At 69.2% G+C, this 16,117-nt stretch carries 16 protein-coding genes and 1 pseudogene; 11 read left to right on the top strand and 6 right to left on the bottom strand.

The window, feature by feature from the left end:
* Nucleotides 1-4 precede the first annotated feature (4 nt).
* From OIE75_RS40190 to OIE75_RS40180, 3 genes are all read right to left on the bottom strand, one after another.
* The gene (locus OIE75_RS40190) at nt 5-622 is read right to left on the bottom strand and encodes a ScbR family autoregulator-binding transcription factor (protein WP_329468950.1); all 618 of its coding nucleotides are present in this window, start codon (nt 620-622) and stop codon (nt 5-7) included.
* Nucleotides 623-635: 13 nt separating this feature from the next.
* Nucleotides 636-2,228 carry an acyl-CoA carboxylase subunit beta gene (locus tag OIE75_RS40185; protein WP_329468951.1) on the bottom strand — a complete coding sequence of 531 codons (1,593 nt, stop codon included), beginning with the start codon at nt 2,226-2,228 and terminating at the stop codon, nt 636-638.
* Between the two features lie 858 nt (nt 2,229-3,086).
* A complete protein-coding gene (locus tag OIE75_RS40180) occupies nt 3,087-3,308 on the bottom strand; it encodes an acyl-CoA carboxylase epsilon subunit (protein WP_307008753.1) in 222 nt (73 codons plus the stop codon).
* 291 nt (nt 3,309-3,599) lie between these two features.
* Here OIE75_RS40180 and OIE75_RS40175 point away from each other — a divergent pair, with 291 nt between their 5' ends.
* Together OIE75_RS40175 and OIE75_RS40170 are read left to right on the top strand one after the other, a co-directional pair.
* The gene (locus tag OIE75_RS40175) at nt 3,600-4,661 is read left to right on the top strand and encodes a ScbA/BarX family gamma-butyrolactone biosynthesis protein (protein WP_329468952.1); all 1,062 of its coding nucleotides are present in this window, start codon (nt 3,600-3,602) and stop codon (nt 4,659-4,661) included.
* A gap of 443 nt (nt 4,662-5,104) precedes the next feature.
* The gene (locus OIE75_RS40170; protein WP_329473902.1) at nt 5,105-5,545 is read left to right on the top strand and encodes a replication-relaxation family protein; all 441 of its coding nucleotides are present in this window, start codon (nt 5,105-5,107) and stop codon (nt 5,543-5,545) included.
* 302 nt (nt 5,546-5,847) lie between these two features.
* On the opposite strand, the gene OIE75_RS40165 is transcribed toward OIE75_RS40170, so the two are convergent.
* Nucleotides 5,848-6,408 carry a TetR/AcrR family transcriptional regulator gene (locus OIE75_RS40165; RefSeq protein WP_329473901.1) on the bottom strand — a complete coding sequence of 187 codons (561 nt, stop codon included), beginning with the start codon at nt 6,406-6,408 and terminating at the stop codon, nt 5,848-5,850.
* A 114-nt stretch (nt 6,409-6,522) separates the two neighbouring features.
* Between OIE75_RS40165 and OIE75_RS40160 the strand changes: the two genes are divergently transcribed.
* The 3 genes from OIE75_RS40160 (at nt 6,523) to OIE75_RS40150 (ending at nt 8,575) form a co-directional block, all read left to right on the top strand.
* Complete coding sequence (locus tag OIE75_RS40160; RefSeq protein ID WP_329473900.1) at nt 6,523-7,215, top strand: SDR family oxidoreductase; 693 nt, start codon at nt 6,523-6,525, stop codon at nt 7,213-7,215.
* A gap of 139 nt (nt 7,216-7,354) precedes the next feature.
* Nucleotides 7,355-7,693, top strand: a complete 339-nt coding sequence (locus OIE75_RS40155) for an aldo/keto reductase (protein WP_329474166.1) — start codon at nt 7,355-7,357, stop codon at nt 7,691-7,693.
* Nucleotides 7,694-7,745: 52 nt separating this feature from the next.
* A protein-coding gene (locus tag OIE75_RS40150; RefSeq protein ID WP_443078435.1) for an IS5 family transposase occupies nt 7,746-8,575 on the top strand; the annotation gives its coding sequence in 2 pieces (ribosomal slippage) (nt 7,746-8,085 and nt 8,085-8,575; 831 coding nt in all).
* A gap of 44 nt (nt 8,576-8,619) precedes the next feature.
* Here OIE75_RS40150 and OIE75_RS40145 read toward each other — a convergent pair.
* Both OIE75_RS40145 and OIE75_RS40140 read right to left on the bottom strand, forming a co-directional pair.
* Nucleotides 8,620-8,850 (bottom strand): annotated as a pseudogene (locus OIE75_RS40145) (IS5/IS1182 family transposase); the annotation flags it as partial.
* 81 nt (nt 8,851-8,931) lie between these two features.
* Nucleotides 8,932-9,588: a MarR family winged helix-turn-helix transcriptional regulator gene (locus OIE75_RS40140; protein WP_329473899.1), complete on the bottom strand. Its 657-nt coding sequence runs from the start codon at nt 9,586-9,588 to the stop codon at nt 8,932-8,934.
* Nucleotides 9,589-9,696: 108 nt separating this feature from the next.
* On the opposite strand from OIE75_RS40140, the gene OIE75_RS40135 reads away from it, so the two are divergent.
* The 6 genes from OIE75_RS40135 (at nt 9,697) to OIE75_RS40110 (ending at nt 16,006) form a co-directional block, all read left to right on the top strand.
* Nucleotides 9,697-10,668, top strand: a complete 972-nt coding sequence (locus tag OIE75_RS40135; protein WP_329473898.1) for an aldo/keto reductase — start codon at nt 9,697-9,699, stop codon at nt 10,666-10,668.
* 62 nt (nt 10,669-10,730) lie between these two features.
* On the top strand, nt 10,731-11,837 hold the full coding sequence (locus OIE75_RS40130) for a Gfo/Idh/MocA family protein (RefSeq protein WP_329473897.1): 1,107 nt from the start codon (nt 10,731-10,733) through the stop codon (nt 11,835-11,837).
* 194 nt (nt 11,838-12,031) lie between these two features.
* Complete coding sequence (locus tag OIE75_RS40125; protein ID WP_329473896.1) at nt 12,032-13,147, top strand: NAD(P)-dependent alcohol dehydrogenase; 1,116 nt, start codon at nt 12,032-12,034, stop codon at nt 13,145-13,147.
* A gap of 47 nt (nt 13,148-13,194) precedes the next feature.
* Complete coding sequence (locus OIE75_RS40120; protein ID WP_329473895.1) at nt 13,195-14,277, top strand: MBL fold metallo-hydrolase; 1,083 nt, start codon at nt 13,195-13,197, stop codon at nt 14,275-14,277.
* A gap of 49 nt (nt 14,278-14,326) precedes the next feature.
* On the top strand, nt 14,327-15,232 hold the full coding sequence (locus tag OIE75_RS40115) for an NADP-dependent oxidoreductase (RefSeq protein ID WP_329473894.1): 906 nt from the start codon (nt 14,327-14,329) through the stop codon (nt 15,230-15,232).
* A gap of 51 nt (nt 15,233-15,283) precedes the next feature.
* Nucleotides 15,284-16,006, top strand: a complete 723-nt coding sequence (locus OIE75_RS40110) for an alpha/beta fold hydrolase (RefSeq protein WP_329473893.1) — start codon at nt 15,284-15,286, stop codon at nt 16,004-16,006.
* Nucleotides 16,007-16,117 lie beyond the last annotated feature (111 nt).

Raw genomic sequence — 16,117 nt, 5'->3', positions numbered from 1 at the left:
GGGGTCAGTGGGGGCGGGTGCCGGCGGCGGTGAGGGAGGTGAGGGCGGGGGCGGCGGCCAGCCGGGGCAGCAGGAGCTGCCAGAAGCGGGTGAGGGTGGCGTGCGAGAGCCACTGGGGGTCGCGGGTGCCCAGGACCTCGAAGCCGGTCGTCGCGGCCACCACGGAGGACGTCACCGTCTCGGGTGCGACCTCGCCCAGCACCCCTTCGCCGGCCGCGCGTTCGAGGGCGGCTGCGACCCAGGCGTGCCACTGGCGGTGCAGTGCCTGGCCCGCTCCGCGGACCCGGTTGCGGCCCAGTTCGAAGCCGGCGCGCAGCACCACGTCCGCGGCGAGCCGGCGGGCGAGGTCGTGGGAGGTGTCGACGAGCAGCTGCAGGCAGTTGCCGGCGCTGCCTTCGTGGGCGGTGACGATGGTCTGAAGCCGCTGGGCGGCGGCCTGTTCCACCGCGTCGGCCAGGGCGGCCTTGTTCGCGAAGTGGAAGTGGAGCGCTCCGTTGCTCACCTGGGCCAGGGAGCTGATCGCGGTGAGCGAGGCCACGCTGAAGCCGTCGCGGTCGAAGACCGTGGCGGCCGCCGTGATCAGCGCCTGGCGGGTGCGCAGCGCTCGTTGCTGTCGGGCCATGCGGAGTGCTCCGTTACTGCGGCGGGTTGCCGTGCTTGCGGGAGGGCGGGTCGGCGTGTTTGGTGCGCAGCATCGCCAGGGAGGCGATGAGCACCTCGCGGGTCTCGGCGGGGTCGATGACGTCGTCGACCAGGCCGCGCTCGGCCGCGTAGTAGGGGTGCATCAGCTCGGCCTTGTACTCCTTGACCATGCGGGCCCGCACGGCGGCGGGGTCCTCGGCGGCGGCGATCTGGCGGCGGAAGATGACGCCGGCGGCGCCCTCGGCGCCCATGACGGCGATCTCGTTGGCCGGCCAGGCGTAGGTGAGGTCGGCGCCGATGGACTGGGAGTCCATGACGATGTAGGCGCCGCCGTAGGCCTTGCGCAGGACCAGTGAGATGCGGGGCACGGTCGCGTTGCAGTACGCGTACAGGAGTTTGGCGCCGTGGCGGATGATGCCGCCGTGCTCCTGGCCGACGCCGGGCAGGAAACCGGGGACGTCCACCAGGGTGAGGACCGCGATGTTGAAGGCGTCGCACATCTGCACGAAGCGGGCGGCCTTCTCGGAGGCCTCGATGTCCAGGACGCCCGCCAGGGCCTGCGGCTGGCTGGCGACGACGCCCACGACCTGGCCGTCCAGGCGGGCCAGCGCGCAGATGATGTTGCGGGCCCAGCGCTCGTGGACCTGAAGGTACTCCCCGTCGTCGACGATCTCCCCGATCACATCCGCCATGTCGTAGGGGCGGCTGCCGTCCGCGGGAACCAGGGCGGCCAGGCGCTCGCAGCGCCGGCCGGGCGGATCGGTGCACTCCGCGCGCGGCGGATGAGCCCGGTTGTTCTGCGGCAGCAGGGACAGCAGGTAGCGGACCTCGGCCAGACAGGTCTCCTCGTCGTCGTAGGCGAAATGACACACGCCGCTCGTCTCGGCGTGCACGTCCGCACCGCCCAGCGCGTTGTGCGTGATCTCCTCACCGGTGACGGCCCTGACCACGTCCGGGCCGGTGATGAACATCTGCGAGGTGTCCCGGACCATGAACACGAAATCGGTCAGCGCCGGGCTGTAGGCCGCGCCGCCCGCACACGGGCCGAGCATCACACTGATCTGCGGGATCACCCCGGACGCCCGCGTGTTGCGCTGGAAGATCCCGCCGTACCCCGCAAGCGCGGACACGCCCTCCTGGATACGGGCCCCGGCACCGTCGTTGAGGGAGACCAGCGGGGCACCCGCCGCAACCGCCATGTCCATGATCTTGTGGATCTTCGCGGCGTGCGCCTCCCCCAGCGCACCGCCGAAGATACGGAAATCATGCGCGTAGACGAAGACCGTCCGGCCCTCAACCGTGCCCCACCCGGTCACCACCCCGTCGGTATAGGGCCTCTTGCCCTCCAGACCGAACCCCGACGCCCGGTGCCGGCGCAACTGCTCCACCTCACAAAAAGAACCCGCATCCAGGAGCAGCCCGATCCGCTCACGGGCCGTCAGCTTCCCCCGCGCACGCTGCGCCGCCGTCGCCTGATCACCCGGCCCGGCCAGCGCCCGCGCACGGATCCCGTGCAGCTCGGCGACACACCCCCGCCCGCCCGCCGGCCCCGCGGCCACCTGAGAAACGTCATTGAGGACTGTCACGATGCCTCCCTCCCGGGCGCGACCGGCACGAACCACCAGGTTAACAAACCGTCTGTGCGGTTTACAGGGGGGTGGGTGCCGTGCGCACACACATCAGCTGAAAAATGACCCGCCGGACACAGCCACCCGCCACAACCGCAACCGCCCCCCGCCCCCCGCCCGCCACCCGCCGCCCGGCCGGGGCTGCCCCCGACCCACCCTCCCGGGGCCCCGGCCGAACAACACACCAGGGACGGAGGAAACGGCAGGACCTGGCCTGGACCTGGACCTCGGCCTGGGCATGGGCCCGGACCTCGGCTTGGGCATGGGTTTGGGCTTGGGTCTGGCCTGGGCCTGGGGTTGGGCCTGGGGTTGGGCCTGGTTCTGGGCCTGGGGTTGGGCTTTGGGTCTCGGCCTGGTTCTGGGCCTGGTTCTGGGCTTGGTTCTGGGCCTGGTTCTGGGCTTGGTTCTGGGTTGCGGTCTCGGCACCTGGCTCTGAGGTTTGGGTTTCGGCCTCGGCCTGGGCCTGGGTTCGGCCTTGGCCTGAGGTCTGCAGTTGAGGGTTGAAGGTTGGGTCCCGGTCTGGGCTAGGGGGGTCCGGGTCTGAGGTTTGGGTCTTGGCTTGGGCCTGTGCCTGGGTTCGGTCTTGGCCTGAAGTCTGCGGTTGAGGGTTGGGGGTTGGGGGTTGGGGGTTGGGTCCCGGTCTGGGCTTGGGGGTCTGGGTCTGGGGGTCTTGGTCTGGGCGTGGGTCTGGGGTCTGGCGGCCCTGCTCACCGGTCGTGCGGCGGACGGGGACGAGGGGGGTGGGGGGTGGGGGGTGTTCGTGCCGTCGGCCGCAGGACGGACGGGGCGGCGGACGGCCGGGGGGGGCCGGGGGTGTTACTGCCAGCAGTGGGGCGGGCGGTGGGCCGCCCGGGGGCTCTCCGGGCGCCAGGACGCCGCGCCGGGCGGCTCCTGCCCCGCGGCCGGCACGCGGTGTGCGGCCCGCGCCCGCCGGGCCAGTACCGCACACAGCACCGCCGTCAGCGCGGCCAGTTCCTGCTCGCCGGCCCGGCCGCGCTCGATACGCAACACCGGGGCCCGGGCACCGGATTCACCCATGTCCGCTCCTCTCCACTGCAGCCACCGTGCCCCGCCCCGCTGCAGGACCGCCTCAGCCCCGCTCGAGAACCACTCGGCCCGCCACCCGCCCACACCCGCCCGGACCGGCACGGCGTGAACTGCAACGACCCCCACGAGCGGGCCGGCACCCAAGGCCGCCCACCGGACCGGCCCTCGACGCCGGCTCGCAACATTCCCGGGCGGAGGCTGCGATTCCTCTGGAAATCAAACCGGGTGGTCTCTATCTTTTGGGCCTCCGCAGACCATCTCCGATCTCGTTCTGGGGGAGCGATGACCGCGAGCACGTTCGACACCGTCAGACCGCCGGCCGCACAGCCGGCACCACCCACAGCCCCGCCACACCCGCCGCACCTGCCGCACCTGCCGCACCTGCCGCACCTGCCGGCCGTCCCGGGCCACGGACCCTGGACCTCCACCGTCCCCAGCGAACTGGTCCACCGGGCAGCCGTCGCCGAGGTGATGCTCACCGACTGGCAACGCCTGACCGAGACCCGCTACACCATGCGCGCACAATGGCCGCGCGGCCACAGCTTCTTCACCCCCCTCAACGGAAACCACGACCCCCTCATCGCCGCTGAAACGATCCGCCAGGCCGGAGCCCTGCTCGCACACGCCGAGTTCGGCGTCCCCCTCGGACACCACTTCCTGCTGGAAGAACTCACCCTCACCGTCGAACCCGGCCAGCTGCACGTGGGCCACGCACCGGCCGACCTCGACCTCCACATCACCTGCACCGACATCACCCGACACGGCCGACGCCTGGCCGCCCTGCGCTACGAGACCACCCTCCAGCGCCACGGACAGCCCGCCGGACACGGCCAGATCTCCTTCAGCGTCGTCACCCCCGCCGTATACCGGCGACTACGCCCCCCACACGTCTTCACCCCCCACCACACCCCCATCCCCCTCACCACCCCCACCGCCCCCCACACCGTCGGACGCCACTCCCCCGCCGACGTCGTCCTCACCCCCACCCCCCACCCCCACCAATGGCAACTACGCACCGACACCCGCCACCCCATCCTCTTCGACCACCACGTCGACCACATCCCCGGCATGCTCCTGCTCGAAGCCGCCCGCCAAGCCGCCACCGCCCTCCTCGGCCAACCCACCACCCAACCCCACCACCTCACCACCCACTTCACCAAATACGCCGAACTCGACCAACCCTGCCTCATCAACGCCCACCCCCACCCCCACCAACCCCACACCATCCACATCACCGGCCACCAAAACAACCAACCCATCTTCACCACCACCCTCACCACCACCCCACCCACCACACCCACCACGCCCACCAGGCCCACAGCCGCATCGGCAAACAGCGAATAGCCCAGAACAACACCCACCTCCCACCAGGCCAGCACCCAGGCACCCGCCAACACACACCAAGACCAAGACCCGACCCCACCCCCCGACCCCACACACCAACCCCCCAACACCCCCTCCCCTCCCCTTCTCCTTTCGGCCCACGACCAGCGCAAAAGGCGCACAAAAAGAACAATGCCAGACACCCCACCACCCCATGAAAGGCATAGCAGCCTACATCCTTAAGCTGCGGGTTCAAGTGGGGAGCACAGATACCAACGGAGTTGCCGGACCGGCCCGTGGTGGGATTGCAGGCGAAGCCGGGAACGGTGTTCTCACTTCGCAACCACGGCCGGACCCACACAGCCGACGGCCTGAGCGAGGCCGGCCAGTGCCGTGGACAGGATCAGCGGTTCCGCGACGGTGCGGCACCGCATGCCCCCTTCACGGCAGGAGCTTGAGGGACGGTGCACGCGGACGCGGGCCGTGGGGACCGGCCGGCGCTGGCCGTTGTAACGCAGTACCGGACGGGGACGACAGAGCAGATACATGTACTGATCACGCCCAGAATGCGGATCAAGCAGACCCGGCGGCAGCTGCCCAAACCGTGCAAGAAAAGGCCGGTGGACCGGGTGACGCTGCCGCAAGCCGGCCGGACCCGCTGCTGGTTCCTCACCCAGTACGGGGCGCAGATCGCCTCCGAGCGGCCGGAGCTGCGGGGCTGGCGGCCGTCGCGGACCGTATCCGACCCGACCGCCGCGAGGCTACGGATCGGGCACGCGCTGACGGTGACGGACACCGGGCTGGCGTTCGTCCAGGACGCCTGCCGGCGTAGGGACGCGTGCCAGCCTTCGGTGCCACCAGTTGGACTGGATTCCCGAAGTCCACCACCCCCTCGGCGGGGGTGAGGCGGTCAGTCCTGACGCTCTGCTCCTCTACGGGACAGCACCGACAGCGACCGGGGACGGGGGCGGGGGTGGTTCGATGCTGCGGGCGTCCAACGCGCCATCCGTGAGCAGATCGCAGTCCTGCTGACACGCTGACGTCGGCTGCGCAACCAATACTTCACGGGCATGCGACACGGAACCGACTCGCGCACGGTGGGACCGGCACACCAGGCGCCAGCCCCCTTCCCTCAACACCTCCGCCCGGCCACAGACACTTCGGCACCCACACGCGCGGTCGACGTGCACCCGCACCGCGCCCTCAATCAGCCTGCTTCGGTCAAGGTTGCGTGCGCGGCGGCGAGGATCTCTTCGGAGAGCGGAGAGCCGTTGGTGGCCCGGGACAGGACCAGCGCACCGAACAGGGTGCAGAGGCGGACGATGCCGTCCTGGTCGTCGGTGGCGAGGAAATCGGCGAAGTCGGCCACCCCCTCGGTGTAGACGCGACGGGCCTCACGCCCCCCGCCCTCGCGCGCGATGTCGGAGGCGAGGGCTGCGACCGGACAGCCGTCCGCCGGGCCGTCGCGATGCTCGACGGAGAGGTAGGTGTCGATCAGCACCCGCTGGGCGGCGTCGCGCCGCTCTTCGTACCGCTCGAGTCCCCCGGCGTAGCGCCGGGCGAGCTCGGCGAACGCATGGGCGGTGGCCTCGCCGACGAGCGCCTCCTTGGACGCGAACTGCTTGTAGAAGGCGCCGTGGGTGAGGCCGGCCGCCTTCATCAGGTCGGCGACGCTGACCTGCGTGCCCTGCTCCCGGAACAGCCGGGATGCGGTGTCCACCACCCGCCTGCGATTTTCCTCCGCCTGCGCCTGCGATACGCGGCCCATGGCCACCTCCCGTTTGGATGTCGGCTGGCATCTATCGTAAACCCATGTTTAGATTGTCTCCATAATCTAATCTGCTGCGGGCACCGCCGGTGCCCGCCAGGACCAGGAGTGAGCATGGAACTGAAGAACGCGGTCGCGGTCGTCACCGGCGCAAACCGGGGGCTCGGGCGATACCTGGCAGCCCAGCTCGTCGAGCACGGCGCGAAGGTCTACGCGGCGGCCCGGCGTCCCGAGTCGGTCGACCTGCCGGGCGTCACCCCGCTGCGCCTCGACGTGACGGATCAGGAGTCGATACGGGAGGCCGCCCGCATCACCTACGACGCGACGCTGCTGATCAACAACGCGGGCATCTCCACCGGCGCGACGCTGATCGGCGGCGACCTGGACGAGGTACGTCGCGAGATGGAGACGAACTTCTTCGGCCCGCTCGCCGCGACCCGGGCCTTCGCCCCCGTCATCGAGGGCAACGGCGGCGGCGCCGTACTCAACGTCCTGTCCGCCCTGTCCTGGTTCCACCCGGCCGGCCTCGGCTCCTACGCGGCCTCCAAGGCCGCAGCCTGGGCGCTGAGCGACGCGACCCGTGAGGAACTGGCGCCGCGCGGCATCACCGTCTCGGCGCTGCACGTCGGCTACATGGACACCGACATGGCCGCCGACGTACCCGCCGACCAGAAAGTCGCCGCCGCCGACGTCGCGGCCCAGGCCCTGCATGGCATCGAGACCGGCCTGCCCGAGATCCTCGCCGACGGAACCAGCCGATACGTCAAGCAGAACCTGTCCGCGGCACACCAGCCGAACGCAGGCTGACACCCACCCCCGTCCACCCCGGCGCGACCGCCTTCCCACCCCCCACGCAAAGACACCTCACGCATGACACGGCCTTCGGCCACCGGACCGGACTGCGCGCCTCCGAGTACACGCTCGGCACCGCGAACTTCGGCACCGACTGGGGCGCCGGCGCCAAGCGGACGAGGCACGCCGGATCTTCGACCGATTCGCCGAGGCCGGCGGCACCTTCCCCGCCAGCGCGGACGGCTACCAGTTCGAGGAGTCGGAGGAACTGACCGGAAAGCAGATCTCCACCGACCGCGACCACTTCGTCCTGGCCACCAAGTTCCCCCTCGGCGCCACCTGGCAGCCGGACATCTCCAAGACCGGCAACAGCCACAAGAACATGGTCGCCTCGGCGGAGGCCAGCCTGAAACGCCTGGACACCGACTACATCAACCTGCTCTGGGTGCACTTCCCGACGCACTCCGACGGAGGAGCTCCTGCGCGGACGTGACGACCTAGGGTCTGTCGTCAAATAATCTTCGGTCGGAGATCATGGTCGGGTGATACGTCGCCATGAACTCTCCGATGCCGAATGGGCGTTCGTGCAGCCGCTGCTGCCCCGGTCCGAGCGAGGCCGCAGGCGGCTGGACGACCGGACGGTCCTCAACGGGATCGTGTGGAAGTTCCGGACCGGTACGGCTTGGCGGGACGTGCCCGAGCGGTACGGTTCCTGGGCCACGCTGCACACCCGCTTCCGCCGGTGGGCCAAGGACGGCACCTTCGAGCGGATGCTCCGGGCTGCCCAGGCCAAGGCCGACGCGGCCGGGGACATCGAGTGGCTGGTGTCGGTCGACTCCACGATCGTCCGGGCCCACCAGCACGCGGCCGGAGCGCGAAAAGGGGGCTCCGGACCCCGGGACTCGGCCGGTCCAGAGGCGGCCTGACCAGCAAGATCCACCTGGCCTGCGACGCTGTGGGCCGACCGCTCGCCTTCACCGTCACCGGCGGCAACACCAACGACTGCACCCAGTTCACCGCCGTGATGGAGGCGATCCGGGTGCCCCGGCTGGGGCCGGGCCGGCCCCGGGTCCGACCCGGCCACGTCATCGGCGACAAGGGCTACAGCTCCAAGGCCATACGCACCTGGCTGCGGCAGCGGAACATCCGGCACACCATCCCGGAACGGTCCGATCAGACCCGCAACCGGCTCCGACGCGGCAGCCGTGGCGGACGCCCGCCGGCCTTCGACAAGCAGGTCTACAAGCGGCGCAACGTCGTCGAACGGTGCTTCAACCGCCTCAAGCAATGGCGCGGCATCGCCACCCGCTACGACAAGACCGCCGAGTCCTTCCGGGCAGCCGTCACCCTCGCATCGCTGCTGATGTGGGCGTGACATTTGACGACAACTCCTAGGGCCCTGGGGAGTCGCGAGCAAGGTGTCGGTTGGAGGCTGTGAAGCCAGATGACGGTGCCGCGGAGGTGGAGGGCGGCGAGGTAGCTGTCCGGCGTCTTGTCGTACCGGGCGGCGGTCCCGCGCCACGCTTTGAGCTTGTTGATCAGGCGTTCGACGGTGTTGCGGTCCTTGTACAGGTCCGCATCGTGGGTGACCGGCCGTCCGCCGCGCCGTCCCCTCTTCTTCCGGTTGGCCGCCTGGTCCTCCTTCTCCGGATGACGGCCTTGATGCCGGGCATAGAACGCCGAGGACCGCGCCGCGGACGTGCTGGCGGACCGCGTGGCGCTGCTCCTCCATCAGTCCGCGGTACGCCTCGGTCCGCTGTGGATCGTCGGTGCTTCGGGCGAAGGCGAAGCTGCAGAGCTCGCATCGGGTTGCTCGCGCTTGATGGCCGCGTCCACTGCGGCACCGATGCGGCGCAGTGCCGCCAGCTCGTGGGGCTCGAGATCATCGATCAGGTACTCGCGGACTGCGGCTACGTGCCCCGGCGCCGCTGCCACCACTACGTCGTAACCGGCCTCGGTCAGCGTCGCGGTGGTGCGCCTTCCGGAACCGGGGATCCGCTTCCGTGCGAGCAGTTCGCGCTTCTCGAGCCGACCGACGACATGGGACAGCCTCGACAGTGACGCCGCCGTTTGCGCGGCCAGGGCGCTCATCTGCATGGTGCGATCCGGCTGCTCGGAGAGGACCGAGAGCACCATGTACTCGAAGAAGGTCAGCTGAGCCTCGCGCTGCATGCGCGCATCCAGCGCGGCCGGCAGGCTGATCATGATCGCGGAGTTGGCCAGCCACGCCGCCAGCTCGTCGCCGTTCAGCCATCGCGTCTCGGCAACCGGACCGGTGGACGCCCCCGAGTCGGAGCCTTCGTCGGCACGAGCCGTCGCCTCGGATGTCGGCCCGTTCCGTGGTCGCCGACGGCGCCGGCCGTTCGTGTCATCTGCCGTCCTCGCCATGAGGACATCCTAGACCCACTTATTGACGCGTCAAGTTCGAAGGAGTAGAACTTGACGCGTCAAGTTCGCTGCGGCGCTGAGGCCCGCCCCACACGGAATGGACAACAGATGCAGTCCACGTCGCTCGGCAGGCTCGATGTCCCGCGCATCGGCCTGGGTGTCATGGGGATGTCGGCCTTTTACACCGGCGCCGGCCGGGACGAAACCGAGTCGATCCGCACCATTCGTCGCGCCGTCGACCTCGGTGTCACCCATCTGGACACCGCCGAGGTGTACGGCCCCTACGTCAACGAGGAACTGCTGGGTCGCGCGATCAAGGGCCGCCGGGACGAAGTCGTCCTCGCCACCAAGTTCGGCCTCGTCTCCCACACCGGCCGGCCGGGCCCGGACAGCACCCCCGCCAACATTCACACGGCTGTCGACGGCTCACTGCGGCGGCTCGGAACCGACCGCATCGACCTCTACTACCAGCACCGGGTCGACCCCAACACTCCCATCGAGGAGACGGTGGGGGCGCTGAGCGAGCTGGTGGAGGCGGGCAAGGTCCTCCACATCGGACTGTCGGAGGCGGCAGCGGCGACCGTCCGCCGGGCCCATGCGGTCCGTCCCGTGGCCGCTGTCCAGAGCGAGTACTCGCTGTGGACGCGGGACCCGGAGGCCGAGGTGTTGCCCACGCTGCGCGAGCTCGGCATCGGACTGGTTCCCTACGCACCGCTGGGACACGGCTTTCTCACCGGTGACATCCGCACCCTGGACGGTCTGGACGCCGCCGACTGGCGTCGCTCCAATCCCCGGTTCACCGGCGACAACCTCACGCGCAACCTGCGCATCGTCGACCAGGTACGCGAGGTCGCCGACGAGGTCGGGGCCACGCCCGCGCAGGTCGCTCTGGCCTGGCTGCTCGCGCAAGGAGACGGCATCGCGCCCATTCCGGGGACGACACGCATCGACCGCCTCGAGGAGAACAGCGCCGCCGACGTCATCCGACTCACCCCGGGCCAGATCGCCCGCCTGAACAACCTCACACCGGCGTCCGGCGAACGCCATGCCGAGCCCGACATGGCCGCCGTCGACCAGTGAGAGAAGCGCGAACGCGCCGATTCGCCCCGCGCACCACACCACGTCTTGCTTCAGCGAAAGAAATGGAACACCACATCATGTCAAGCAATCTCATTCGCGTCGGAATCATCGGCGCGGACACGAAGGCGAGCTGGGCGGGCGCATCGCACATACCCGCGCTGGCGGCACAGCCCGATTTCCACCTGGCCGGTGTGGCGACGCGGCACGAGGAGAGCGCGCGCAGCGCTGCCGCGGCGTTCGGCGCCGAGCGTTGGTTCGCAGACCCCTACGCGCTCATCGGTGACCCTTCGATCGACCTCGTCACCGTCGCGGTGAAGGTACCGGCTCACCGCGAACTCGTCCTGGCGGCCCTCGCGGCGAACAAGGCCGTGTATTCGGAGTCGCCGCTGGGCGCGACCGTTGCACAGACGGAAGAGATGGCTGACGCGGCCGGCTCTCTGCACACCGCGATCGGCCTGCAGGGCCGGCTCAACCCCTCGGTACGCCGCGCGGCGGAGATCATCGCTCAGGGCCGGCTCGGGCGGCTGCTCTCGGCGCGAGTCGCCGCGACGACCTTCGGCAACGGCCCGGAGTCGGTGAGCGCGTATGAGTACTTCGACAAGGCAGCGTCCGGAGCCGGCTTCCTCACCATCGCCGCGGGTCACGTGCTGGATGTGGTCGAGGCCGTTCTCGGCGACATCACCGAGATCGACGCCCGCACCGAATTCCTCTGGCCGCAGGTGAAGCTGGTGGACACCGGCGCGATCACCGTCCGCGAGGTCCCGGATCACCTCGACGCCATCGCCAAGACTTCCTCGGGGGCGCCGGTCGGAGTGCAGATCCTGGCGGGCGTGCCCGCCCCCGACGCCCACTTCAGCCTGGAAGTACGCGGATCGGAGGGCTGGCTGAAGCTGACGGGCGACCACCCCGCGGGCGTTCAGGTCGGCGACCTCACCCTCTCGTCGAGCGTCGACTTCACCGCGCCCGACCGCCCGGTCGCCACCGGCGCGGGACCCACCGCCGCCGACATCTGGACGGGCGCTTCCATCAACGTCGGCGAGGTCTACGCCAGCCTGGCCCGCGACATCACGAACGGCACCCACCACACCCCGGGTTTCCAGCACGCCGCCCACAACAGCCGTCTCATCGCCCGAGTCGAACAAGCCGCTCGGACCGGCGTCCGGTGCTGACGCCATCGCACCTCGCGGCACCGTGCATTACTGCCGTGACGGATACGGCGACCGATCCGCGGGCACGGGCGGCCGACATAGGTTCGGGCCGCTGAAGGGTTCCTGAGACCCACAACCCCGATCAGGGAGTCGTTGATGATGTCAGTCCCTCGTCACTATGGCGCTCGCGGCGCTTCGCGGCAGGCTCACGGCGTATGACCACCTCCGCGCGCGCCGCTGTTCTCGAAGCGCAGGACGGGCCCTTCGAATTTCGCGACATCGAGATCGAGGACCCGCGGCCCGACGAGGTACTCGTTCGCATGGTCGCGACCGGAATATGCGCGACCGATGCGCACGTGCGGGCGCAGCGAATGGCGACTCCGCTGCCGGTGGTGCTGGGGCACGAGGGAGGAGGAGTCGTCGAACGCGTGGGGGCCGCTGTCACCACCGTCGAGCCCGGTGACCACGTCGTCCTCTCCTACCACTCGTGCGGCCGCTGCAAGCCGTGCAGGTCCTCTCACGCGGCCTACTGCGACAACGTCTGGGCAGCCAACTTCGCCGGTGCCCGTCTGGACGGCTCGAACGGTCTCCACGTCGCCCACGGCACTGAGCCGCACGGTCACTTCTTCGGCCAGTCCTCGTTCTCCACCCACGCCCTGGCCCACCAACGGAACACGATCAAGGTCCCCCGCGATCTGCCCCTCGACGTCATGGCGCCGCTGGGGTGCGGGCTGCAGACGGGCGCGGGGGCCGTACTCAAGGCCCTCGCCGTTCCGGCGGGAGCGTCCTTCGCGGTCTTCGGCGTGGGCGCGGTGGGCCTGGCGGCGGTCATGGCTGCACATGTCGCGGGTGCCACCACCATCGTCGCCGTCGACGTCGACGCCGGCCGCCTCGATCTGGCCCACGATCTCGGAGCGACGCACCTCGTCGACCCCGGCCGGGTCGAGGATCTGACCGGCGCGCTCCGGACCGTCGACGAACGCGGTCTGGAGTACGTCCTCGACACGAGCGGCCGCGCGGAGAACCTCGACGCCGGGGTCGGCGCCCTGGCACCGATGGGCCGATTCGGCTTCGTGGCGTTCCACGAAGGAGCGGGAGCCGTGCTCGACGCCGGCCGGCTCACGCTCGGCCAGTCGCTTCAGGGCATCATCCAGGGCGACGCCGTCTCGTCGCTCCTGATCAACGACCTTGCCCAGCTCTATCGAGCGGGCCGGTTCCCCATCGACCGACTGCTGTCCTTCTACGACTTCGCCGATATCAACACCGCGTTCGAGGATGCGGGCTCAGGCCGCGTCACCAAGGCAGTCCTTCGATTCACATCACCGGGATAGACCACCCGTTCGACAGCTTCCCAAGAACACAGAAAGGCGTCCCGCCGGTGTGCCAGAGCAGTCAGATACCCATCAGCGTCGAAGAAACCCCGAGCTTCTACGGGATCGACCACTATGGATTCCCCCGCGCGGGGGCGGACGACCCGTTGGACCCCGCGGGCTATTACCCCCCGTATTTCCAGAGCGAGCACTTCCAGAAGTACGGCTACCACGTGGAAGAACTGCGCGGCGGCTTCTACTGGGTCACCAGTGCCGGCTACGACGCCGCATTCGTGGTGACCGAGGAGGGCGTGGTCGCGATCGACGCACCCCCGACGCTGGGCGAGAACATGCTGGCGGCGATCGAGGACGTCACCGACCGACCGGTGACCCACGTCATCTACAGCCACTGGCACGCCGATCACATCGGCGCGGCCTCCGTGTTCGGTCCCGACGTCGAGATCGTCGCCCACCGCATCACCAAGGAACTCCTGGAGCGCTTCCCCGACCCGAAGCGCCCCCTGCCGACGAAGACGTTCGACGACGAACTCGTCCTCGAAGTGGGCGGTGTGAGCCTGCAGCTCTCCTACAGGGGAGAGAACCACTGCCCCGGCAACATCTTCATCTACGCACCGCGGCAGAAGGTGCTCACGGCCGTCGACATCGTCAGTCCGGGAAGCGTCACGTTCATGCACTGCGACGCCTCGCAGAACATCTCCGGCTGGTACGAGGCCCAGTCCCAGATCCTCGAATACGACTTCGACTACTTCGTCGGCGGGCACCACATGCATTACGGCACCTACGAGCAGGTGAAGCTGTGCGTGGAGTACTTCACCGACGTGCTCGAGGGGGCGACTGCGGCGGTCGAGCGGTTCAGCCGCTCGGATGCGCTCGCCGACATCGTGACCGGCACCGGCTGGGACAGGATCTTCGTCGGTACCGAGAACTGGATCAGCTCCATGGCGAACTACACCACCCGCCACGTCCTCGAGAAGGAGACGAGCGACGGCCGGCTCTGGTGGGAACGGCTGGCAGGAGCCACCACCCAGACCAAGTACCACGCGTACACCGTGCTCGAATCGATCCGCCTCGAACGGCCCCGGCCGGACTACCGCCTGCGGGGCGAGAACCCTCCGGTCTTCCTGACCTGACACCGTTCTGAACGGTGCGAGCAAACCCTTGTATACGAGAAGGATCATCATGAAAGCCGTCGTCATCACCTCGTTCGGCGAACCCTCCGTGTTGCGGGTTGCGGAGGCTCCGCGACCGGTGCCGGGTCCGGGTCAGGTACTGGTGCGGGTTCACGCCGCGGGGGTGAACCCGGCGGAGATCCAGGCACGCGCCGGAGTGTTCCGCCTGCGTGCTCCCGCCATCATCGGATTCGAGTTCGCCGGCGTCGTCGAGGCGGTCGGCCCGGGCGTCGACGAGGGCGTGGTCGGCGACCGCGTCGCCGGGTGGCCGGACTCCGCCACCCAGGGCTCGTACGCCGAGTACACGGTCAGCAGCAACTTCGCGACGATCCCCGACGGCGTTTCCTTCGAGGAGGCCGCGGCTACTGTCATCGGCGCCGACAACGCGGCGAGGGCTCTCGGGCTTCTGAACATTCGCCCGGGTGAGACGCTCGTGGTCACCGGCGCGAGCGGTGCTCTGGGCGGCGCCGCCGTGCAGTTCGCGCGACAGCGCGGTGTGACGGTGATCGGCGTCGCCGGGACTGACAACGCCGACTTCGTCAGGAGTCTCGGAGCGACCCCTGTCGCCCACGGCCCGGGCCTGGTCGATCGCATCCGTGCCGCCGCTCCGGGCGGGGTCGACGCCGCGCTCGACACCGCCGGCAAGGGGCTCCTTCCCGCCCTCGTCGATCTTCTCGGCGGCCCCGACCGGATCGTGACGCTCGCCGACCGCGATGCCGCGCAACACCGCGTCGTATTCAGCCCCGGGGGCAGCGGGAACCGCGACCGCGGCCCTGTCCAGGAAGCCCTGAATCTGATCGCCGCCGGCGCATGGACCGCACGCATCGGCCGAAGCTTCCCACTCGACGAGGCCGCGGACGCTCATCGCCTCGTCGCCACGGGCCACACCCACGGCAAAGTCATCCTCCTTCCCTGACTCGGCCGACCGGCCGTCCAACCACGACAACAATCAATTGGAGAATCCGAAATGCCTGCAGTCCTCGTCCATGGTGTACCTGATACCCACCGGCTTTGGGACACCGTCCGTTCCCATCTTCGACGCGAAGATATTGTGACGATCGATCTCCCCGGGTTTGGCGTACAGCTGCCAGAGGGATTCACGTCGACGAAGGAAGAGTATCTCGATTGGCTCATTGAGAAGATCGCGGAAATCGGCGAACCCGTCGACCTGGTCGGTCATGACTGGGGGTCTCTGCTCACGGGCCGTCTCGCGTCTGTCCGGCCAGATCTGGTGCGGACGTGGACAGGCATCAGCGGACCGATCGATCCGGAGTATCCGTGGCACTATCTTGCCAAGATCTGGCAAACGCCGGGCGAGGGCGAGCAATGGATGGCGGACCTCGACCTCGAGGAGTTCGCAGCAAGTCTCAACGAGGCGCAGATGCCGCGCGACGCGGCAGACGAAGCGGTCCGGCATATCGATGCCACCATGAGGGCAAGCATTCTCGCCCTTTACCGTTCGGCGATCGAGGTCGGGGCAGAGTGGAAGCCAGGTTTGAGCAAGGTGACCGCACCAGCGCTAGTGATCTGGGGCCTGGACGATCCGTTCCTTCCTCACCGCTTCGCCGACGAGCTCGGTAATGCCACACGCGCACGTGCCGTCTTCAAGCTGCGCAGCTCGCACTGGCCGATGATCGAGCGTGCGGCCGATGTCGCGCGCGAACTCGAGGCCCACTGGGCTCACGTGTAAAACCTGCGCTTGGGTCACTCGGGCTCACCATGGCGAACGGCAATAATTGCTCGCTCGCCATGGTGAGCCCGAGTGCCCACGCATTTTTCCGGAAACGAATCATCGTGACGC

The organism is Streptomyces sp. NBC_01723, from assembly GCF_036246005.1.
In the GTDB taxonomy this organism is placed as follows: Bacteria; Actinomycetota; Actinomycetes; order Streptomycetales; family Streptomycetaceae; genus Streptomyces.
This window is presented reverse-complemented; position numbering and strand designations above follow the sequence as displayed.